The sequence below is a fragment of the Azospirillum sp. VT-I1 genome, assembly GCF_055698305.1.
The window spans coordinates 333,962-353,177 of sequence record NZ_CP168805.1 but is presented as its reverse complement, the minus strand read 5'-3'; the positions used below and the strand labels follow the sequence as shown (position 1 = coordinate 353,177).

Genomic DNA, 19,216 nt, shown 5'->3' with positions numbered 1-19,216 from the left:
TTCCTTCGCAGGGATCATCCCGCCTCGGCGGAGGAGGAGGCGCTCCACAGGTTGATGCCGGCGTCGGCGACGGCGTGGGTGTCGATCTCCGCCAGTTCCTCCGGCGAGAAGGACAGGTTGTTCAGCGCGTCGAGCGAGTTGTCGAGCTGCTCCACGTTGCGGGCGCCGATCAGGGCGGAGGTCACGCGCGGGTCGCGCAGGACCCAGGCGACGGCCATCTGTGCCAGCGTCTGGCCGCGCCGCTGGGCGATGGCGTCCAGCGCGCGGATGCGCTCGAGGTTTTCCGGCGACAGGAAATGCGCCCGCAGGGTGCCGCCCTTGGCGGCGCGGGCGTCGGACGGCATTTCACCTTTCGACTGCCCGCCCAGATACTTGTTGGTCAGCATGCCCTGGGCCATCGGCGAGAAGGCGATGCAGCCCATGCCGAGATCGTCCAGCGCCTCCAGCAACCCGCCCTCGATCCAGCGGTTCAGCATGGAGTAGGAGGGCTGGTGGATCAGGCAGGGAGTGCCCAGCTGCTTCAGGATCCCCGCCGCCCGCCGCGTCATCTCCGGCGAGTAGGAGGAGATGCCGACATACAGCGCCTTGCCCTGGCGGACGATGTGGTCGAGCGCGCCCATCGTCTCCTCCAGCGGGGTGCGCGGATCGACGCGGTGCGAATAGAAGATGTCGACGTAATCGAGGCCCATCCGCTTCAGGCTCTGGTCCAGGCTGGAGACCAGATACTTGCGGGAGCCCCAGTTGCCGTAGGGGCCGGGCCACATCTCGTAGCCGGCCTTGGTAGAGATGACCATCTGGTCGCGGTAGGGCCGGAAATCGGTGGCGAGGATGCGGCCGAAATTCTCCTCCGCCGAGCCCGGCGGCGGGCCGTAATTGTTGGCGAGGTCGAAATGGGTGACGCCGCGGTCGAAGGCCCGCCGCAGCACGGCGCGCCCAGTGGCGAACACATCCGTGCCGCCGAAATTCTGCCAGAGCCCCAGCGAAATGGCCGGCAGGTCGAGCCCGCTGCGGCCGGTGCGGCGATAGCTCATGCCCTCGTAACGCTTCTCGGCGGCAAGGTAGGGCGGCTGCATGGCGTTCTCCCGATATGAATCCAAGTGATATATCAGCATAGGGCGCCGGTGGGACGCTGCGCAATGGCGCGGCCGGTCATATGCGCTTATCGCGGTTGCTTCCCGTTCCCGCCGCGGGAGAGGGCGGTTACGTCCCTGACGCAGTCGCGCAGCCAGCGGTGGGCCGGGTCGGCGTCCAGCCGCGGGTGCCAGATCAGCGAGACGGTGACTTCCGGGGCCGGGAAGGGCAGGGCGAAGCCGTGGAGACCGGCGCGCAGGCCCTCGCTGTGCCGTTCGGGCACGCTGACGATCAGGTCGGTGCCGCGCACCAGCGCCAGCGCCGCGCCGAAGCCGCCGACCGTGGCGACCACGCTGCGCCGCAGGCCCAGCCGCTCCAGCGCCTCGTCCACCAGCCCGCGGTCGTCGCCGCGCCGCGACACCAGCACATGCCGTCCGGCGGCGAAGCGGGCGGGGGTGATCTCGCCCGTGGTCAGCGGGTGGCCGGGGCGGACGACGCCGATGAAGCGGTCGTGGAACAGGGATTGGGTGCGCAGTTCGGGGCCGCTGTCCTTGACGACGACCCCGGTTTCCAGATCGACCGAGCCGTCGCGCAAGGGGCCGCTGTCCTTGTCCGGCTTCGCCAGGAAGCGGATGCGGACGTTGGGAGCCTCGCCGGCGACGCGGGTCAGCAGGGCGGCGCCGTAGCTTTCCACGAAGCCGTCGCTGGTCCGCAGGGTGAAGGTCCGGGTTAGCTGGCCGACGTCCAGGGTGTCGGCCGGGCGCAGCGCCGCCTCCGCCTCCTGCACCAGATGGCGCACGCGGTCGCGCAGGTCGAGCGCGCGCGGCGTGGGGACGAGGCCGCGCCCGGCCCGCACCAGCAGCGGGTCGCCGGTCGCCTCCCGCAGCCGCGCCAGCGCCCGGCTCATCGCCGACGGGCTGAGGCGCAGCCGGCGCGCGGCACCGGCGACGCTGCCCTCCGCCAGAAGGGCGTCCAGGGTGATGAGCATGTTCAGGTCGGGTGCGGTCATGCCCCGGATCGTACCACGGCTTTTGCCGGCCGGTGCTGCCGGGATATGGCGTCCTATGCACGAATACAGTGCGACCGCTGCGCGTTCCGCCATGTCCGCCCGCGCCCTAGCTTGGCACCTGTCCTGAAGAAACGGAGGGGTGTCATGAGGCAGGCGGTCGCGCAGGGGGATGAAACTGCGGAAGCAGCGGGCGGGACGGCCCGGTGGGGCTTGGCCGGGCTGGCGCTGGCGATGCTGCTGTCGTCGCTGGGCATCAGCATCGCCAATGTCGGGCTGCCGGCACTGGCCCAGGCTTTCGAGCTGCCGTTCCGCGAGGTGCAATGGGTGGTGCTGGCCTATCTGCTGTCGATCACCACGCTGATCGTCGGGGTGGGGCGGCTGGGGGATCTGGTCGGACGGCGGCGCCTGCTGCTGGCGGGCATCGCCCTGTTCACGGCGGCGTCGGCCGTGGCGGGTGCGGCGTCCGGCCTGTGGATGCTGGTCGCCGCCAGGGCGGTGCAGGGACTGGGGGCGGCGGTGATGATGGCGCTCGCCACCGCCTTCGTCGGCGACACGGTGCCCAGGGCGCGCATCGGCCGGGCCATGGGGCTGATGGGAACGATGTCAGCGGTCGGCACCGCGCTCGGCCCGGCGCTGGGCGGTGTGCTGATCGGGGCGTTCGGCTGGCCGGCGATCTTCCTCGTCACCGTGCCGCCGGGAATCGCCGCCTTCCTGCTGGTGCGGTGTTGCCTGCCGGCGGACAGGGTGAAGGCGGCGCATGGGGCCGGGCGGGAGAGATTCGACCTGCCCGGCATGGCGATCCTCGCCCTGACGCTGGGGGCTTACGCGCTGGCGATGACGGGCGGACGGGGCTGGGTCGACATGGCGCTGCTGCTGGTGGCGGCGGGCGGGATGGCGCTTTTCCTGGCGGTGGAAAGGGCCGTGGAGACGGCGACGGGAGCGCCGCTGCTGCGGATCGGGATGCTGCGCGACCGGGCGCTGTGCGGCCGGCTGCTGATGAGCATGCTGGTCGCGACCGTGCTGATGGCGACGCTGGTGGTGGGGCCGTTCCACCTCGCCCGCGCCCTGGGGCTGGAAAGCTCGGCGGTCGGGATCGCCATGTCGGCCGGACCGCTGGTGTCGGCGATGACCGGCGTGCCGGCCGGCCGGTTCGTCGACCGGTTCGGCGCACCGCGCATGACGATCCTGGGGCTGGCGGCGGCGGCGGTCGGATGCGTGCTGCTGGCGCTGCTGCCGGCGGCGCTTGGCGCGGCCGGGTATGTCGGTCCGCTGGTCGTTCTCACCGCCGGCTATGCCCTGTTCCAGACCGCCAACAACACGGCGGTGATGGCCGATGTGGAGAAGGACCGGCGCGGCGTGGTGTCGGGGGTGCTGAACCTGTCGCGCAATCTGGGGCTTGTCACCGGCGCCTCGGTGATGGGGGCGGTGTTCGCGCTGGGAGTGGGGGCGGAGGTCGCCGCCGCCGCGCCGGATGCCATCGCGGCGGGAACGCGGACCAGCTTCGCCGCCGCGGCCGGGCTGATCGCCGTGGCGCTCCTCCTCGCCGTCCGGATGGCGGCAAAGCGGTAGGCGCCTGTTCGGGTGGTCGGCGAATGGGACAATGTGACCGTGACAATCCAGCACGCCGGCCCTGGCTTGTCATGCAGACGATCCGAAGGAGCGAACCATTCCGCAGCGGAGCGGTGGACTCCTTCGTATCCCAAGGTTTTTCCAGCCCGAGGCGGGAGGCGTTCCCGCCTGTGGCCGAAAAGATACATCCGACATCGGAAATGTAATGGTGACAATGTTCCATTTGACCCCGCCGATTACGTCTCCATAATCCTGATTGTCTCGATTGTTCGAGCGATGTGCGCCAGATTATGGAGGATCCGATGCGCCACACCGACGTGACCCGCAGTTCCGGCACTTTCACGGCAGCCCCGGGCGCCGTCCCGGCCGCCGACCGCGTCACCCGTGTCGCCTCGCGCCCCCTCTGGCGGTTGCTCGACGTGTTGTTTTCCGCGATGGAACGGCGCAAACAACGTCGTGCACTGATGGGGCTCGACGACCATCTGCTGAAGGACATCGGCGTCAGTCGGTCCGAGGTGGAGCAGGAAGTGTCGAAGCCGTTCTGGCGGGGATGAGACGATGGCCGACCAATCCGTTCAGGAGCGATCCGTTCAAATCCAGTACGCGGTCGAACCGGACCTGACCGCGGACGATTTCATCGACGTCCTGGAACGCTCCGGGCTGGCCGAACGCCGGCCCGTGGGCGACCGCCCGCGGGTGGAGGCGATGCTGCGCAACGCCGGCCTGATCGTCACCGCAAGGGCCGACGGCCGGCTGGTCGGCGTCGCCCGGTCGATCACCGACTTCGTCTATTGCTGCTACCTGTCCGATCTCGCCGTCGACCGCGCTCTGCAGGGGCGCGGCATCGGCAAGGAGCTGATGCGCCGCACCCGCGACGCGATGGGGCCGGGCACCATGTGCCTGCTGCTGTCCGCACCCAAGGCCGTCAGCTTCTACGAGCAGGCCGGGCTGAAGCGGCACGATCAGGCCTTTCTGTTCACCGATCTGGAATAAGCCCCAGGAATAGGACAAGGGGGAGTATCGCCGCCATGCCCGACATGATGACAAGCACCGGGGACGACAGCAGGATCGACACTGCGGGCCTCGCCATCTCCTACGCCGACGTGGCGGGTGCGGCGGAGCGGATCGCCGGCGTCGCCCACCGCACGCCGGTGCTGACCAGCCGCACCGCCGACGCGCTGACCGGCGGCGAGCTGCTGTTCAAGTGCGAGAATTTCCAGCGCACCGGCGCCTTCAAGATCCGTGGCGCCTACAACGCCATCGCCCGCTTCACGCCGCTGCAGCGCGCGGTCGGGGTCGTCGCCTATTCGTCCGGCAACCATGCCCAGGCCATCGCGCTGGCGGCGTCGATGCTGCGGGTGAAGGCGACCATCGTCATGCCGCAGGACGCCCCGGCGGCCAAGCTGGCGGCGACCCGCGGCTATGGCGCCGACGTGGTGCTGTACGATCGCTATGCCGAGCCGCCCGACGCCGCCGTCGCCCGCGTGCTGGAGGAGCGGGGCGGTACCTATGTCCCGCCCTTCGACCACCCGCATGTGATGGCCGGCCAGGGCACCGTCGCCAAGGAACTGATTGAGGAGGTTCTGGCCGGGGGCGGCGCGCCGCTGGACCTGCTGGTCGTGCCGACCAGCGGCGGCGGGCTGCTGGCCGGCTGTGCGGTGGCGGCGAAGACGCTGAACCCCGGCTGCCGCGTCATCGGCATCGAGCCGGAGGCCGGCAACGACGCCCAGCAGAGCCTGCGCAGCGGCAACATCGTCCGCATCGAACCGCCGAAGACCATCGCCGACGGCGCCCAGAGCCGCGCGGTCGGCCAGCTGACCTTCCCGGTGATGCAGCGGCTGGTCGACGACATCGACACCGTCACCGACGACCAGCTGGTCGACGCCATGCGTTTCTTCGCCAGCCGCATGAAGATGCTGGTGGAGCCGACCGGCTGCCTTGCCGCCGCCGCGGTGCTGTCCGGCAAGCTGGATGTGCGCGGCAAGCGCGTCGGCATCGTCGTCACCGGCGGCAACGTCGACCTCGCCCGCTTCGCCTCGCTGGTGCAGGCGGGCTGACCGCCCGTTTTCTCCGAATCGAATTCCCCCAAGACGTAAGGAATCCCTACCATGACCGGGAAAGCCATGCGCCTGCCCATCTATCAGGTCGATGCCTTCACCGACCGCGTCTTCGCCGGCAATCCGGCGGCGGTCGTGCCGCTGGAGTCCTGGCTGCCCGACGCGCAGCTGCAGGCCATCGCGGCGGAGAACAACCTGGCGGAAACCGCCTTCTTCATCCGTGCAGGAGATGGCTTCGAGCTGCGCTGGTTCACCCCGGCGGTGGAGGTCGACCTGTGCGGCCATGCCACGCTGGCGACCGCCTTCGTCATCTCCACGATCCTGGAGCCCGGCCGCGCCCATATGGATTTCGCCACCCGGCAGGCCGGCACGCTGACGGTCACCCGCGACGGCGACCGCTACACGCTGGATTTCCCCTGCCGCCCGGCCAGTCCGGCGGAGCGCCCCGACCCCAACCTGCTGGCGGCGCTGGGCGGCCCGGCTCCGGCGGCGGTGTTGAGCGGGCGCGACTATCTGGTGGTGTACGAGTCGGCCGAGGCGGTGCGGGCGCTGGCGCCGGACATGGCGCTGCTGTCGAAGCTGGATCTGTTCGCCGTCTGCGTCACGGCGCCGGGAGAGGGCGGCGTCGATTTCGTGTCGCGCCTGTTCGCCCCGGCCCAGGGGATTCCGGAGGATCCGGTCACCGGCTCTACCCACTGCATGCTGACCCCCTATTGGGCGGAGCGGCTGGGCAAGACCGTGCTGACGGCGCGTCAGGTCTCGGCCCGCGGCGGCGACCTGCTGTGCGAGCTGGCCGGCGACCGGGTGAAGATCGGCGGGCAGGCGGTGCTGTATCTCGAAGGCTCGATCCGGTTGTGAGGATGCAATGACCGTTCGGTTCGAGCGGGTGGCGCCGATCCTGCCGGTGCGGGATGTGCGGGCGGCACTCGCCCACTACTGGAGCCTCGGCTTCAAGGTGACGGCTTACGATGAGGCCGCCGAGGATCCCGTCTATGGGTTCCTCGATTGGGGTGGGGTGAGCCTGCATCTGGCGCGGGTTCCCGACCTGGACCCGGAACGCTCGGTCGTCGCCTGCTATCTCTATGTCAGCGATGCCGACGCGCTGCATGCGGCGTGGCAGGCCGCCGGGGTGGGCGGCCGGCTGACGGCGGTGTCCGAGACGCCCTATGGCCTGCGCGAGTTCGCCCACATCGACCCGGACGGCAACCTGCTGCGGGTCGGTGCCGAGGCAAGGAGGGATGTCGATGGCTGACGATAAGGTCCTTCTGTTCTCCTACGGCACCCTGCAGCAGGAGAATGTGCAGCTGGCGTCCTTCGGCCGGTTGCTTGCCGGGCGGGCGGACGCCATGCCGGGATACCGTTGCGATATGCTGGAGATCACCGACCCGGAGGTGATCCGCACCAGCGGCAAGCGCTTCCACCCCGTGGTCAGCGAAAGCGGCGATCCGGCCGACGAGGTCGCCGGCACCCTGTTCGAGATCACCGCGGCGGAGCTGGCGGCCGCCGATTCCTACGAGGTCGCCGATTACCGGCGCGTCATGGTCCGGCTGAAATCGGGGGCGGAAGCCTGGGTGTATGTGAAGGCGTAAGGGGCTTTCCCCTTACGCCTCCGTCTCCATCTTCTGTTCCACCGCGGCGGTCTTGATCGCCTTCTGCAGCTTTTCGAAGGCGCGGACCTCGATCTGGCGGACGCGCTCGCGGCTGATGCCGTATTTCTGCGACAGGTCCTCCAGCGTCGTCGGCGTCTCGCGCAGGCGGCGTTCGGTCAGGATGTCGCGTTCGCGCTCGTTCAGCGCGGTCATGGCATTGGCCAGCAGCTTGCGGCGCTTGCCCAGCTCCTCGCGATCGGCCAGCGTGATTTCCTGGCTGGCGGTCTCGTCGACCAAGAAATCCTGCCATTCGCCCTCGCTCTCCGCCCGCAGGGGCGCGTTCAGCGAATGGTCGGGGCTGGCGAGGCGCCGGTTCATGTTGACGACGTCCTGTTCCGGCACGTCCAGCTTGGTGGCGATGGCGTGGACCTGCTCGGGCGACAGGTCGCCCTCCTCGATGGCCTGCATCTGGCCCTTCAGCCGGCGCAGGTTGAAGAACAGCTTCTTCTGGGCGGCGGTGGTGCCCATCTTCACCAGCGACCAGCTGTGCAGGATGTATTCCTGGATCGCCGCGCGAATCCACCACATGGCGTAGGTCGCCAGCCGGAAACCGCGGTCGGGATCGAAGCGCTTGACCGCCTGCATCATGCCGACATTGCCTTCGGAGATCAGTTCCGACAGAGGCAGGCCGTAGCCGCGGTAGCCCATGGCGATCTTGGCGACCAGCCGCAGGTGGCTGGTGACGAGCTGGTGGGCGGCGCCGGAATCCTCATGCTGCTGCCACCGCTTGGCCAGCATGTATTCCCGCTCCGGCTCCAGCATCGGGAACTTGCGGATCTCCTGGAGATAGCGGGACAGATTGCTTTCGGACCCGATCGCCGGAAGGTTGGACGCCGTCGCCATGGTTCTAAACCCCTCTTTGACGGCCGGTGGGCGCAGACATGAATTCATGCGCACACTGCCGTTCTTCAGCGCGGGTTCCAAAGGCCCCTCACAATGAGCGGGCGGCGGAACCTCGCCATTGACCGGGAGTCTAACCAAGAAAGATTTCCCGGTGTACCGTTTTAAACCGTCTCCAAGGTGACAATTAGTTCATGAATATCCGCCGGGATTGGGGAGCGGAACGTCACAATCTCGCCATTGACCGGATGACGGAAGGTCAGGGCCGCGGCATGCAGCGCCTGACGCGGAAATCCAACAAGACTGCCCCGCACCGGTTCCGGCAGCAGCGAGGCGAATTTGCCCCCGGCCGTCCCGACCGCCCGCGGCCATAGAGCGGGTCGCCGACCAGCGGGTGGCCGATGTGGGTCAGGTGGACGCGGATCTGGTGGGTGCGCCCGGTCTCCAGCACGCATTCCACCAGCGAGGCCGCCATGCCGAAGCTCTTCACCACGCGGTACTTGGTGGCGGCGTGCTTCCCGCCGCCGGTCACCACCGCCATCTTCTTTCGGTCGGCGCTGCTGCGGCCGATGTTGCCCTCGATCCGTCCCTGCGTCGGGTTGGGCACGCCCCAGACCAGCGCCAGATAGGTGCGGCTGAGCGTGCGGTCGGAGAATTGCTCGGACAGGCCGTGATGGGCGCGGTCGTTCTTGGCGACCACCATCAGGCCGCTGGTGTCCTTGTCCAGCCGGTGGACGATGCCCGGCCGCCGCACCCCGCCGATGCCGGACAGGCTGTCGCCGCAATGGGCGAGCAGGGCGTTGACCAGCGTGCCGTCGGGGTTGCCGGCGGCGGGATGCACGACGAGGCCGGCCGGCTTGTCGATCACCAGCACGTCGGCGTCCTCGTACACCACGTCGAGCGGGATGTCCTGCGCCACCGGTTCGGCGGCCTCCGCCCCCGGCACCTCCACCTCGAAGGTCTGGCCGGGTTTGACCCTCAGGGACGGGTCCGTTATCGTCCGCCCGTCGCCGCGCACGCAGCCCTGCTCCAGCAGGGCCTGCACGCGCGACCGCGACAGGTCCGGCAGACCGGCGGCCAGCGCCTTGTCCAGCCGTTGGCCGGCCGCCTCGTCGGGAACCGTGTAGGCCAGCGGCCCGGCGGTTCCGGCGGGCGAACCGCCGTCCTCCGGATCGAAGAACTCGTCGGACATGTCGTCTGGCATTTCGGCGGGTGTTTTGGCGGCCATCGGGCGTGCGTGTCGCGTCCTGTTTCAATCGTCCGGGAGTGGACCCCAAACCGTGCAGATCCTCAAGGCACTCGTCGTCATCATGGGCGTTCTGATCGTCGCCGGCTTCACCTTTCTGGGGGTGGAGCTGTACAAGCGGATGTCGGACCCCAACCGCGCCTCCCTGACCGCCATCGCGCCCGCGCCCGTTCCGGCCGAGACCGCCGCCGAGGTGACGCTGGACGTCCCGGCCGGTTCCCGCATCGGCGAGATCGTGGTGGTGGGCAACCGCGTCCTGTTCAAGGTGACCCTGCCGCAGGGGCCGGACCGCCTCTATCTGATGGACCCGCGCAACGGCGCCGTCACCGCCACCATCACCGCCGGTAAAGCTGCTCCCTGAAGAACAAGGGTCCCGATCATGTATGACTTCCGCAGCGACAACGTCGCCGGCGCCGCCCCGCAGGTGATGACGGCGCTGGCAGCATCGTCGTCCGGCACCGCGTCGCCCTACGGCAACGATCCCTGGACCGCGCGGGTGACCGAGCGGCTGTGCGCGATCTTCGAGACCGAGGTCGCGGTCTTCCCCGTCGCCACCGGCACGGCGGCCAACTCGCTGGCGCTGTCGGCGCTGGTGCCGCCCTATGGCGCCGTGCTGTGCCATGACGAGGCGCACATCGCCATCGACGAGTGCGGCGCGCCGGAATTCTTCACCAGCGGCGCCAAGCTGGTCCCGCTGGCCGGCGAGCATGGCAAGCTGACGCCCGATGCGGTGTCGCGCCACATCGCCCGGGCCGGCGTCGGCGTCGTCCACCGCGTCCAGCCCGCCGCCCTCAGCCTGACCCAGGCGACGGAGGCCGGCACCGTCTATACCCCGGCGGAGGTCGAGGCGCTGGTCGAGGCCGCCCATTCCAACGGCATGGCCGTGCATATGGACGGCGCCCGCTTCGCCAACGCCATCGCCCGGCTGGGCTGCGCCCCCGCCGACGTGACGTGGCGGGCCGGGGTCGACGTGCTGACGCTGGGCGGCACCAAGGGCGGCTGCCTCGCCGCCGAGGCGGTGGTGTTCTTCAACCCGGCGATGGCCGAGGATTTCGGCTTCGGCCGCAAGCGCGGCGGCCATCTGGTGTCGAAGATGCGCTTCCTGTCGGCGCAGCTCGACGCCTGGCTGACGGACGATCTGTGGCTGACCCTCGCCGCCCACGCCAACGCCATGGCCGACCGTCTGGCCGCCGGCCTGACGTCGCTTCCCGGCGTCGAGCTGGCCCACCCGGTGGAGGCCAACGAGCTGTTCGTCCGCCTGCCGGCGGCGTATGCCGAGGCGCTGGAAGCGGCCGGCTACGGCTTCTATCGTTGGGACGACGGCACGGCGCGCTTCGTGACGGCGTTCGACACGCCGGCGGCGGCGGTTGACGGGTTGCTGGGTATTTTGCGCCAACTCCAAGAAAAGGCTTGATCGGCGGTCCGGCCTTCGATAGAAAGCCGCCCACGCCGATGACGTCCCCTTCGTCTAGAGGCCTAGGACACCGCCCTCTCACGGCGGTAACAGGGGTTCGAATCCCCTAGGGGACGCCAACCTTCCAAGGTTGGGTCGAGCGGCCGGTGGCAGCCTCCACCGCCGCTGCATACATCGGGACCAGACGTCCCCTTCGTCTAGAGGCCTAGGACACCGCCCTCTCACGGCGGTAACAGGGGTTCGAATCCCCTAGGGGACGCCATCCACCGGTTGGATGCGTTTTTTGGAGCGTGTTTGAAAGTCAACGTCCCCGTCGTCTAGAGGCCTAGGACACCGCCCTTTCACGGCGGCGACACGGGTTCGACTCCCGTCGGGGACGCCATTTTCACCAGATTTACTTCGGAAAGCTGTAGTCTCGCAGATTCGCGAGGCTTTTTGCTTTTGTCCGTACGGCTGTTGATATTTGAAGGGCGTATTCGGGGTGGTCATGGGCGTGCCTGCCTGGGCGCCTTCGCCGGGATGAAACCGAGAGGGGGAGGCTATCCCAACACCCCCGTCCGATACAGCGTCACCCTGATCCCCCCGTTCGACACCGACACCCCACCTTCCATAAAGGGAAGCTCCGTCGCCTTCGCCAAAGCGGCTTCGTTGGTGACGATGCCCACCCGCCAGCCGGCGAAGCGCGTCTTCAGGGTCTGGCCCATGGCGTGGTAGAGCGGGATCAGGGACTTGCCCTCGCCGATGCGGGCGCCGTAGGGCGGGTTGACGATGACGAGGCCGGGGGGACCCTCCGGCGGAGTCAGGTCGCTGATGGCGTGGTGGGCGAAGTCGGTCCAGGCGGAGACGCCGGCGCGCTCGGCGTTGGCGCGGCTCATGGCGACGGCGCCGGCGTCGCGGTCGCTGCCGTAAAAGCGGACGGCGGGCGCGGTGGCCGTGCCGTCGCCGCGCAGGCTCCGCCAGACGGCGGGATCGAAGTTGGCGAGCTGTTCGAAGGCGAAGCTGCGGGAGCGGCCGGGCTTCAGGCCGGCGGCGATCTCGGCCGCCTCGATCACGAAGGTGCCGGAGCCGCACATGGGATCCACCACGGGGACAGGCTCGCGCCCGTCAAAGCCGCACTGGCGCAGGAACAGGGCGGCCAGCGTCTCGCGCATCGGCGCCTTGTTGACCGCCTCCTTGTGGCCGCGCTTGTGCAGCGACTCGCCGGAACTGTCGACGCTGATGGTGCAGAGGTCGTCGTCGATGCGCGCCTTGATCTGGACGGCGATCTCCAGGGGGCGGGTGTCCTCCGCCTCTGCCTCCATATCCTTGGCGGCCTTCTTGCCGGTCGGCTTGGGGGCGGCCTTGACGATGGGGGCGCCCAGCTCCTCGGCGATGGCGCGTTCGATGCGCTGGGCGGCGGCGCCGGCGTGGTAGATGCGCGAGCCCTTGCAGGAGGCCTCGACCCGCACCGGCACGTCGGCGCGCAGGATTTGCGCCCAGGGGACGCGGCGTGCCCGCTTGTCCAGCTGCGCCAGATGGAAGGCGCGGAAGGAGGCGATGCGTGCCAGCACGCGGGTGGCGCCGCGCAGTTCCAGGTTGGCCCGCCAGACCTCCGGCCAGCCGCCGGTGACCGTCACGCCGCCCTTCACCGCGCTGGGGTTCGCGAAGCCGCGGTCGGCGGCCTCCGCGCACAGCACGGATTCCAGGCCGGGGGCGGCCACCAGGAAAATCTCGAACTCTTGGCCGGCGTGGTCTTGGCCGGTGTGGTCTGGATCGGTGTTCATCCCGCCTACATAGCCCGAAGGCCGGCCGTCTTCGACAGGATTCTAGCGAAAGGGCGGAAGAGCGGATGAGGGGCCCGATCGCCGCGCGGCGCCGCCGCTGAGGCTGTGCGGCGGACGTCCGCGGCAGATTCGGAAAGTCAGGTACGCGTTACCGGTAAAGGGTTACCGGTAGGAGCTGTGCGAGGCGATGGCGTTGCCGCGGACGGCATCGCTGCGGACGGCGGAGTCGCCCGAGGCGGACAGGCCGACGACGCTGTCCTGAACCGTGCTGCCGAGGCCGAGCTTGGCGCGGGCGAAGTTCAGGTAGGCGCTGGCACCCTTGGCGTCGCCCTGGGCGGCGAGCGAACGGGCGACCGACAGGGCGGTGCGGGCGGCGTCGCGCTCGGTGCGCTCGGCGGTCAGGGCATCGGCCTGGGCGACGGCGGCGGAGGTGGAGGCCAGCAGGCTATCGAAACCGGCATCCTGCGCGGCATTCGCCGAACCGGCGGCAAAGGTCAGGGCCGACAGCGATAGAGTGGCGGCGACGGCAACGGTGGCGAACTTCTGCGTGAACATGACGATGTCCTTATGCGAAGACTGCCCTGCCGGGGGATGCGCCCGGCGACGGGGGATTCGTCACCGGGCGCGGGGCGGGGCTGGAGGTTGATGTCCGGTCGGCGCCGGGGAGCGTCGGCCGTGAACACAGAGTTAACCGTCTGCCGCCGCCGGATAAATCCAGCAGTTCCGACAACACTATTCGCCTGGAAACAACAATCGCCCCCCTATCGCTGGACCAGCCGCCGGACCCCGGATTGACGGGGGAAGCGCCGCCCCCTATGATCGGATTGGAACACGAACAATCAGGCCGTCTTTCGATTCCGAACATGGGACGGGGCGGCCTGCCACCAGGGGAGCACGCGTTCATGACCGCGACCGATTTTGCCGATTGGCCCGCCGACCTGCTGGCGCAGGAATTCCGCGGCAAGCGGGTTCTGGTGACCGGCAGCAGCCGCGGCATCGGTGCTGCGGTGGCGGCGGCGTTCGCCCAGCTCGGCGCCCGCGTCGCCATCCATGGCCGCGACGGGGCGGCGCTGGAGGCTGCGGCGGCGGGGATGGAGGCGGGGGTGATCCCGCTGGCCGGCGACTTCGCCGACAAGGCGGAGGTCCGCCGGGTGGTGGAAAGCGCGGTGGACCGGCTTGGCGGGCTGGACGTGCTGGTGAACAATGCCGGCACCATGCTGGGCCGGGTGGCGCTGGGCGAGATCGACGACGACTTCCTGCAGCGGCAGTTCGACCTGAACGCCGCCTCCGCCGTCGTCGCCAGCCGGACGGCGCTGCCGGCGCTGATCGCGTCGAAGGGCGCCATCGTCAACACCGGCTCCATCTCCGGACGGACCGGGGGCAGCGCGGGGTCGTCGCTCTACAGCGCGGCCAAGGCCTTCCAGGCCGGCCTCGCCCGCTCGCTGGCGACGGAGCTGGCGCCGTACGGCATCCGCGTCAACGCCGTGTCCCCCGGCACCATCGACACCGACTTCCACCAGCGCTACTCGACCCCGGACAAATTGACCCAGACGGCGGCGCGCATCCCGCTGAAACGGCTGGGCACGGCGCAGGATTGCGTCGGCGCCTACCTGTTCCTGGCCTCCAACCGGTTGGCCGGCTACATCACCGGGCAGGTGATCGAAGTGAATGGAGGGCAGTTCTATAACTAAAGGCATGAACTTCGCAGTCGCGAAGCGATGAGACATGCAAATTGCAAAGCAATATCAGGAGTTTTCGCAAACTGCGAAGGTCGCAGACGGCAGAGCCGGCGCTTAGGGGGATTTCGTAGGGTAGAAAAGCAACCCGGCCGTTAATGGTCCTTTGGCATTGTTCTTGTAACGTGACTGACCAATCAGCGGCCTAACCAAAGACCGCTCCATCGCCAGTGGAAGCCGGGGTCACCATCATGAACGCCACCAGCCAGAGCCAGCCCACCAAAGCCGGAGCCTTTGCCAACCTGCATACGGCGACCAAGATCTACACCGGGTTCGGCGTCACGCTGGCTCTTCTGGTCGGGCTCGGGGCGGTGTCCTGGACCGGCCTGCAGTCGAGCGACGATGCGCTCCGCCGCTATGCCGCCCAGTCGCATGTCGCCATGACGGTGGCGGAGGCCGACACGCACATTTCCGACGCCCTGGGCGGGGCCGAGGAGTTCCTCTCCACCGGGTCAGCCGCGGTGGCCGACCGCTTCCGCTCGGATTTGGAGAAGTTCCGAAAGAAGGTGGAGGCCGCCACCACGCGGATGACCAAGGACGCCGACCGACAAGCGGCGCAGGAGATCGCCACCCTGCAGCAGGCTCTGGCCGGCGGCTTCGAAAAGCTGGTCGCCGCGCGGACGGAGCGCGATTCCATCGTGGCGTCGGTGGTTAACACGATGGGCGCCGACATCCGTCGCACGCTGAGCGACACCGTCAAGGCGGAAAGGGATGGCGGCGACCTGGACCGCACGGTGAAGGCCGCCGAGGTCAGCGAGCAGTTCCTGCTGGTCCGTGTGCTGGTCGCCCGCTTCGTGTCGGAGACCAAGGCAGAGGATCTGGTCCGCATCCGCAAGGATCTGGCCGAGGTGACGGCGAAGGCCGAGGCGCTGCGCAGCGGGATGGCCGAGGGAGCGGTGAAGACCAAGCTGTCCCAGGCCCTCTCCAAGCTTCCGGCCTATGGCGCCGGGATCGAACGCATTGCGGCGCTGAGCGAGCAGCTGCAGTCGCTGAACAGCGAAACTCTGGGGAAGGCCGGCAAGCAGATCAACGACAAGATCGGCCTGATCCGCGAGCAATCCGCCAGCTTCCTGACGCAGTTGGAACGCACCGCCGCCACCGAGGTCGCGGCGGCCGAGTCGCGCGGCACCGCGGTGACGGTCGTGGCGGTTCTGCTGGGCCTGCTGCTGGCCTGGGCGATCTCGCGCGCCATCACCCGGCCGCTGGGCGCCATCACCAAGGCGATGGGGCGGCTGGCCCAGGGCGACCTGAGCGTCGCCGTCACCGACGCCGGCCGCCGGGACGAGATCGGCGCGCTCGCCCGCTCGCTCGATGTCTTCAAGACCAACGCGCTGGAGATGGAGCGGATGCGCAAGGCGCAGGAGGAGAGCGAGCGCAAGGCCGCCGAACACCGCCGCCAGACCATGCTGCAGATGGCCGATACCTTCGAAAGCACGGTGAAGGGCATCGTCGACACCGTCGCCAACGCCGCAACCGGCATGCGCGACGCCGCCACCGCGCTGACCGCCACCGCGCAGGAGGCGAGCGAGCGCTCGCTGCTGGTCGCCAGCGCGTCGGAACAGGCGTCGGCCAACGTGCAGACCGTCGCCACCGCGACGGAGGAGCTGTCGGCCTCCATCGCCGAGATCGGCCAGCAGGTGGAGAACTCCACCCGCATCGCCACCCAGGCGGTGGCCGACGCCGACGGCGCCGACCGCACCATGCGCGAACTGGTGACCGCCGCCGAGCAGATCGGCGCGGTGGTGGAACTGATCAGCGGCATCGCCGCCCAGACCAACCTGCTGGCGCTCAACGCCACCATCGAGGCGGCGCGGGCCGGCGAGGCCGGCAAGGGTTTCGCGGTCGTGGCGAGCGAGGTGAAGGCGCTGGCCACCCAGACCGCGCGGGCGACCGACGAGATCCAGGCCAAGGTGCAGGAGATCCAGCAGACGACCGGCGGCGCCCAGAAGGCGATCGGCGGCATCGGCCGGACCATCGGCCGCATGAGCGAGATCACCACCGCCATCGCCGCCGCCATCGAGGAGCAGGCCGCCGCCACCCGGGAGATCGCCAGCAGCGTCACCCAGGCCGCCCAGGGCACCGAAGAGGTGTCGAGCAACATCGCCGGTGTCAGCACCGCCGTTCACGAGACCGGCGACGCCGCCGGCCGCGTCCGCGGCACCTCGCAGGAACTGGCCAGCGAGGCCGAGCGGCTGCGCCGGGAGGTCGGGACCTTCATCGCCACGGTGCGGGCGGCGTAGGCCGCCACCGGGGCAGGGGCCCGCGCGCGGCCCCTGCTCAGGTGCTCTCCCGCGCGATGAAGGTCAGGCCCAGGTCGACGCGGCGCCGCGGCGGCTCCTTGCCGTCCATCAGGTCCAGCAGCATGGCGGCGGCGTGGCGGCCGATGGCATAGCGGGGCGTGGCGATGGTGGTCAGGGTCGGGGTGGTCCAGGCCGACGCCGGAAGGTCGTTGAAGCCGGCGATGGCGAGCTGGTCCGGCACCCGGATGCCGCGGCGCTGGCACTGGAACAGCGCGCCCTGCGCCAGATCGTCGTTGCAGAAGAAGACGGCGTCGCAATCGCTGTTCTCGGCCATCAGCCGGTCGATCATCGCAGCACCCAGATGGATGGAGGACGGGTCGGGCAGGCGCCACACCCGCTTCTCGTCATACAGCCCGGCCTCCTCCAGCGCGTGGCGGTAGCCGTCCAGGCGGGACAGCGTGCGGGGGTCGAGCTGAACCGCGACGAAGCCGATCCGGCGGTAGCCGCGCTCCAGCAGGTGGGTGGTCATCAGCCGGCCGCCCTCCTCCTGCGAACAGCCGACGCTGAGGCTGTCGGGATCGTCCAGCAGTTCCATCATGTGCACGGTCGGGCTGCTCAGCGCCGACAGATAGGTGCGGGCAACCTGGGTATGGTCGGTGCCGGTCAGCAGGATGCCGTCGGGCTGGAACTGCAGGTAGGTGCGGATCAACCGCTCCTCCTCCTCCGGCGAATAGTGGGTGACGCCGATCAGGGCGCGGTAGCCGCGCGGCAGCAGCATGTCGTGGATGCCGGCCAGCGTCTCCACAAACACCATGTTGGTCATCGACGGGATCAGCACGGCCACCGTCATCGACCGCGCCGAGGCCAGCGCACTGGCCGCCTGGTTCGGCACGTAGCCCATCGACTGGGCGGTGTCGAGGATGCGCTGGCGAAGATCCGGCCCGACCAGCTCCGGCCGCTTGAAGGCGCGCGACACGGTGATGGCACTGACGCCCACCCGTTCCGCCACGTCCGCCATCGTCGCCCGCCCGGTGCGCGAGGAACGCGGCTTGCGCGTTCTGACCGTCGGGGATGCAGGCCGATCACCGCCATGCGTCGTCACAGGGCTCCGTCCTTCCTTCTGATGGCCAATCAGGGGCCGGCGCGACGATGCGCCACGCTGGACCGCTGATTACCGTTGTGTAGCATGGCGGGCAAGCGCTGCCTGCAACCCGCGGCTCCTGCCAACCTGTTGGTACGCAACTCAAACAAAACTCTTTACGCGCGTCAAGGTTAGCGCTAACAATATCGCCATCTCGTCTCGGCGTCATCCGTGCATTCGGGCCATAGGGCCGCGGATGCGCCTTTGGTCCGGACATGATAGCGCTAACATCTTTTTGTAGTGCGGGGCCGCCGTGACCGGGAAGGTCGCGGATGCCGCCTTGCACCGGCAATCGGGAACACTGGCACATGAACGGTCCCTCCATCGCGCCGTCTCCCGGCACCGGCGCGCGCCCGCCGGACAGCCTGTCCGCCGCATCGCCGATCGTCGTGGTGATGGGTGTCGCCGGCTGCGGCAAGTCCAGCGTCGGCCAGGGCCTTGCCGCGGCGCTGGGCCATGCCTTCATCGAGGGCGACGCCCACCACCCGCCCGCCAACATCGCGAAGATGTCGTCCGGCATCCCGCTGACCGACGCCGACCGCGACGGCTGGCTCGGCACGCTGGCCGGCTTCATCGCCGAGGCGCATCGCGAGGGGCGTGGGCTGGTGGTCGCCTGTTCGGCGCTGAAGCGGCGCTACCGCGACCGGCTGCGCGGCGACTGCGAGCGGGTCGTCTTCCTGCATCTGCACGGCGACAAGGCGCTGATCGCCTCTCGCATGGGGGCGCGGACAGCCCATTTCATGCCCACCGCCCTGGTCGACAGCCAGTTCGCCGACCTTGAGATGCCCGCCGACGACGAGGCGGTGCTGTCCTATGAGGTGACGCTGCCGGCGGACGCCATCGTCGCCGACGCCTGCGCCCGCCTGACCGGCGGGGAAAATACTGGGAGGACCGAATGAAACGCGTGGCGGATCTGCTGGAGCGGATCACCGAATGGATCATGGCGCTGATGCTGGCGATCATGGTCGGTCTTGTCTTCGGCAACGTCGTCCTGCGCTACATCTTCAACAGCGGCATCGTCGCGGCGGAGGAGATCGCGCGGCTGATGTTCGTCTGGCTGGTGTTCCTGGGCGCCACCGTCGCGCTGCGGCACCAGCGGCATCTGGGGCTGGAGATCGTGCAGAGCCGCCTGCCGGCCAAGGTCCGCCGCGCCTGCGCGGTGATCGCGCACCTGATGATGCTCTATGCCCTGTGGTTGTTCGTGCAGGGCAGCTGGATCCAGCTGCTGATCGGGATGGAGACCTTCTCCACCGTCCTGCGCTTCCCCATGGCCTTCTACGCCGCGGCGGGCTTCTTCCCGGCCATCGCCATGGCGCTGATCGTGCTGGCCAACCTGGTGCGGATCGTCACCAACCAGCCGGGCGCCCGCGTTCCCGGCGATCCCGATACCATGCTGGACCATCCGGAGTCGCACGGTCCCGCCGTGGCGCCCCCGGCCCCGCACGGCAGCGCCGCCGTCGCCAAGCACTGAGCCCAGACGA

General features: G+C 69.2%; 19 protein-coding genes, 3 tRNA genes and 1 pseudogene. 16 read left to right on the top strand and 7 right to left on the bottom strand.

All coding sequences use genetic code 11. The features are described from left to right. Positions 1 to 14: 14 nt before the first annotated feature. Both mgrA and AB8P05_RS27345 read right to left on the bottom strand, forming a co-directional pair. On the bottom strand, positions 15 to 1,073 hold the full coding sequence (mgrA, locus tag AB8P05_RS27350; protein WP_472761234.1) for an L-glyceraldehyde 3-phosphate reductase: 1,059 nt from the start codon (positions 1,071 to 1,073) through the stop codon (positions 15 to 17). 86 nt (positions 1,074 to 1,159) lie between these two features. Beyond that, positions 1,160 to 2,080: a LysR family transcriptional regulator gene (locus AB8P05_RS27345; protein ID WP_472761233.1), complete on the bottom strand. Its 921-nt coding sequence runs from the start codon at positions 2,078 to 2,080 to the stop codon at positions 1,160 to 1,162. A 144-nt stretch (positions 2,081 to 2,224) separates the two neighbouring features. On the opposite strand from AB8P05_RS27345, the gene AB8P05_RS27340 reads away from it, so the two are divergent. From AB8P05_RS27340 to AB8P05_RS27310, 7 genes are all read left to right on the top strand, one after another. Then, positions 2,225 to 3,649, top strand: coding sequence for an MFS transporter (locus AB8P05_RS27340; protein WP_472761232.1), 1,425 nt, complete (start codon positions 2,225 to 2,227; stop codon positions 3,647 to 3,649). 302 nt (positions 3,650 to 3,951) lie between these two features. Next, positions 3,952 to 4,203, top strand: a complete 252-nt coding sequence (locus AB8P05_RS27335) for a DUF1127 domain-containing protein (protein ID WP_472761231.1) — start codon at positions 3,952 to 3,954, stop codon at positions 4,201 to 4,203. Between the two features lie 4 nt (positions 4,204 to 4,207). Continuing rightward, entirely contained in the window at positions 4,208 to 4,642 is a 435-nt protein-coding gene (locus tag AB8P05_RS27330) for a GNAT family N-acetyltransferase (protein WP_472761230.1), read from the top strand. Positions 4,643 to 4,677: 35 nt separating this feature from the next. Then, positions 4,678 to 5,706 (top strand): threo-3-hydroxy-L-aspartate ammonia-lyase, encoded by a 1,029-nt coding sequence (locus tag AB8P05_RS27325; RefSeq protein WP_472761229.1) that lies wholly within the window; start codon positions 4,678 to 4,680, stop codon positions 5,704 to 5,706. Positions 5,707 to 5,772: 66 nt separating this feature from the next. Beyond that, positions 5,773 to 6,564, top strand: coding sequence for a PhzF family phenazine biosynthesis protein (locus tag AB8P05_RS27320; protein WP_472761623.1), 792 nt, complete (start codon positions 5,773 to 5,775; stop codon positions 6,562 to 6,564). Between the two features lie 7 nt (positions 6,565 to 6,571). After that, positions 6,572 to 6,958, top strand: a complete 387-nt coding sequence (locus AB8P05_RS27315) for a bleomycin resistance protein (protein WP_472761228.1) — start codon at positions 6,572 to 6,574, stop codon at positions 6,956 to 6,958. Continuing rightward, positions 6,951 to 7,295, top strand: coding sequence for a gamma-glutamylcyclotransferase family protein (locus AB8P05_RS27310; protein WP_472761227.1), 345 nt, complete (start codon positions 6,951 to 6,953; stop codon positions 7,293 to 7,295). Before AB8P05_RS27315 ends, AB8P05_RS27310 begins: the two co-directional genes overlap by 8 nt. A 12-nt stretch (positions 7,296 to 7,307) precedes the next feature. On the opposite strand, the gene rpoH is transcribed toward AB8P05_RS27310, so the two are convergent. Both rpoH and AB8P05_RS27300 read right to left on the bottom strand, forming a co-directional pair. Next, the gene (gene rpoH / locus AB8P05_RS27305) at positions 7,308 to 8,198 is read right to left on the bottom strand and encodes an RNA polymerase sigma factor RpoH (protein WP_472761226.1); all 891 of its coding nucleotides are present in this window, start codon (positions 8,196 to 8,198) and stop codon (positions 7,308 to 7,310) included. A gap of 161 nt (positions 8,199 to 8,359) precedes the next feature. Next, positions 8,360 to 9,399 (bottom strand): annotated as a pseudogene (locus AB8P05_RS27300) (RluA family pseudouridine synthase). A gap of 76 nt (positions 9,400 to 9,475) precedes the next feature. Here AB8P05_RS27300 and AB8P05_RS27295 point away from each other — a divergent pair. From AB8P05_RS27295 to AB8P05_RS27275, 5 genes are all read left to right on the top strand, one after another. Then, positions 9,476 to 9,802, top strand: a complete 327-nt coding sequence (locus AB8P05_RS27295) for a hypothetical protein (protein WP_472761225.1) — start codon at positions 9,476 to 9,478, stop codon at positions 9,800 to 9,802. Positions 9,803 to 9,820: 18 nt separating this feature from the next. Continuing rightward, the gene (locus tag AB8P05_RS27290; protein WP_472761224.1) at positions 9,821 to 10,855 is read left to right on the top strand and encodes a threonine aldolase family protein; all 1,035 of its coding nucleotides are present in this window, start codon (positions 9,821 to 9,823) and stop codon (positions 10,853 to 10,855) included. Between the two features lie 43 nt (positions 10,856 to 10,898). Beyond that, positions 10,899 to 10,974 (top strand) — tRNA-Glu (locus AB8P05_RS27285). Between the two features lie 67 nt (positions 10,975 to 11,041). Continuing rightward, a tRNA-Glu gene (locus AB8P05_RS27280) sits at positions 11,042 to 11,117 on the top strand. Positions 11,118 to 11,161: 44 nt separating this feature from the next. After that, positions 11,162 to 11,237 (top strand) — tRNA-Glu (locus AB8P05_RS27275). Positions 11,238 to 11,394: 157 nt separating this feature from the next. Here AB8P05_RS27275 and AB8P05_RS27270 read toward each other — a convergent pair. Next, positions 11,395 to 12,618 carry a THUMP domain-containing class I SAM-dependent RNA methyltransferase gene (locus tag AB8P05_RS27270; RefSeq protein ID WP_472761223.1) on the bottom strand — a complete coding sequence of 408 codons (1,224 nt, stop codon included), beginning with the start codon at positions 12,616 to 12,618 and terminating at the stop codon, positions 11,395 to 11,397. A 162-nt stretch (positions 12,619 to 12,780) separates the two neighbouring features. Beyond that, positions 12,781 to 13,173 (bottom strand): hypothetical protein, encoded by a 393-nt coding sequence (locus tag AB8P05_RS27265; protein WP_472761222.1) that lies wholly within the window; start codon positions 13,171 to 13,173, stop codon positions 12,781 to 12,783. A 347-nt stretch (positions 13,174 to 13,520) separates the two neighbouring features. Here AB8P05_RS27265 and AB8P05_RS27260 point away from each other — a divergent pair, with 347 nt between their 5' ends. Together AB8P05_RS27260 and AB8P05_RS27255 are read left to right on the top strand one after the other, a co-directional pair. Further along, on the top strand, positions 13,521 to 14,309 hold the full coding sequence (locus AB8P05_RS27260; protein ID WP_472761221.1) for an SDR family NAD(P)-dependent oxidoreductase: 789 nt from the start codon (positions 13,521 to 13,523) through the stop codon (positions 14,307 to 14,309). A 236-nt stretch (positions 14,310 to 14,545) separates the two neighbouring features. Beyond that, a complete protein-coding gene (locus AB8P05_RS27255; protein ID WP_472761220.1) occupies positions 14,546 to 16,594 on the top strand; it encodes a methyl-accepting chemotaxis protein in 2,049 nt (682 codons plus the stop codon). A 37-nt stretch (positions 16,595 to 16,631) separates the two neighbouring features. Here the strand turns inward: AB8P05_RS27255 and gntR are convergent, their stop codons facing one another. Continuing rightward, positions 16,632 to 17,696, bottom strand: coding sequence for an HTH-type transcriptional regulator GntR (gntR, locus tag AB8P05_RS27250; protein ID WP_472761219.1), 1,065 nt, complete (start codon positions 17,694 to 17,696; stop codon positions 16,632 to 16,634). Between the two features lie 347 nt (positions 17,697 to 18,043). Between gntR and AB8P05_RS27245 the strand changes: the two genes are divergently transcribed. Both AB8P05_RS27245 and AB8P05_RS27240 read left to right on the top strand, forming a co-directional pair. After that, a complete protein-coding gene (locus AB8P05_RS27245; RefSeq protein ID WP_472761218.1) occupies positions 18,044 to 18,634 on the top strand; it encodes a gluconokinase in 591 nt (196 codons plus the stop codon). Beyond that, positions 18,631 to 19,206, top strand: coding sequence for a TRAP transporter small permease (locus tag AB8P05_RS27240; RefSeq protein ID WP_472761217.1), 576 nt, complete (start codon positions 18,631 to 18,633; stop codon positions 19,204 to 19,206). Before AB8P05_RS27245 ends, AB8P05_RS27240 begins: the two co-directional genes overlap by 4 nt. The last annotated feature ends 10 nt before the right edge of the window (positions 19,207 to 19,216 follow it).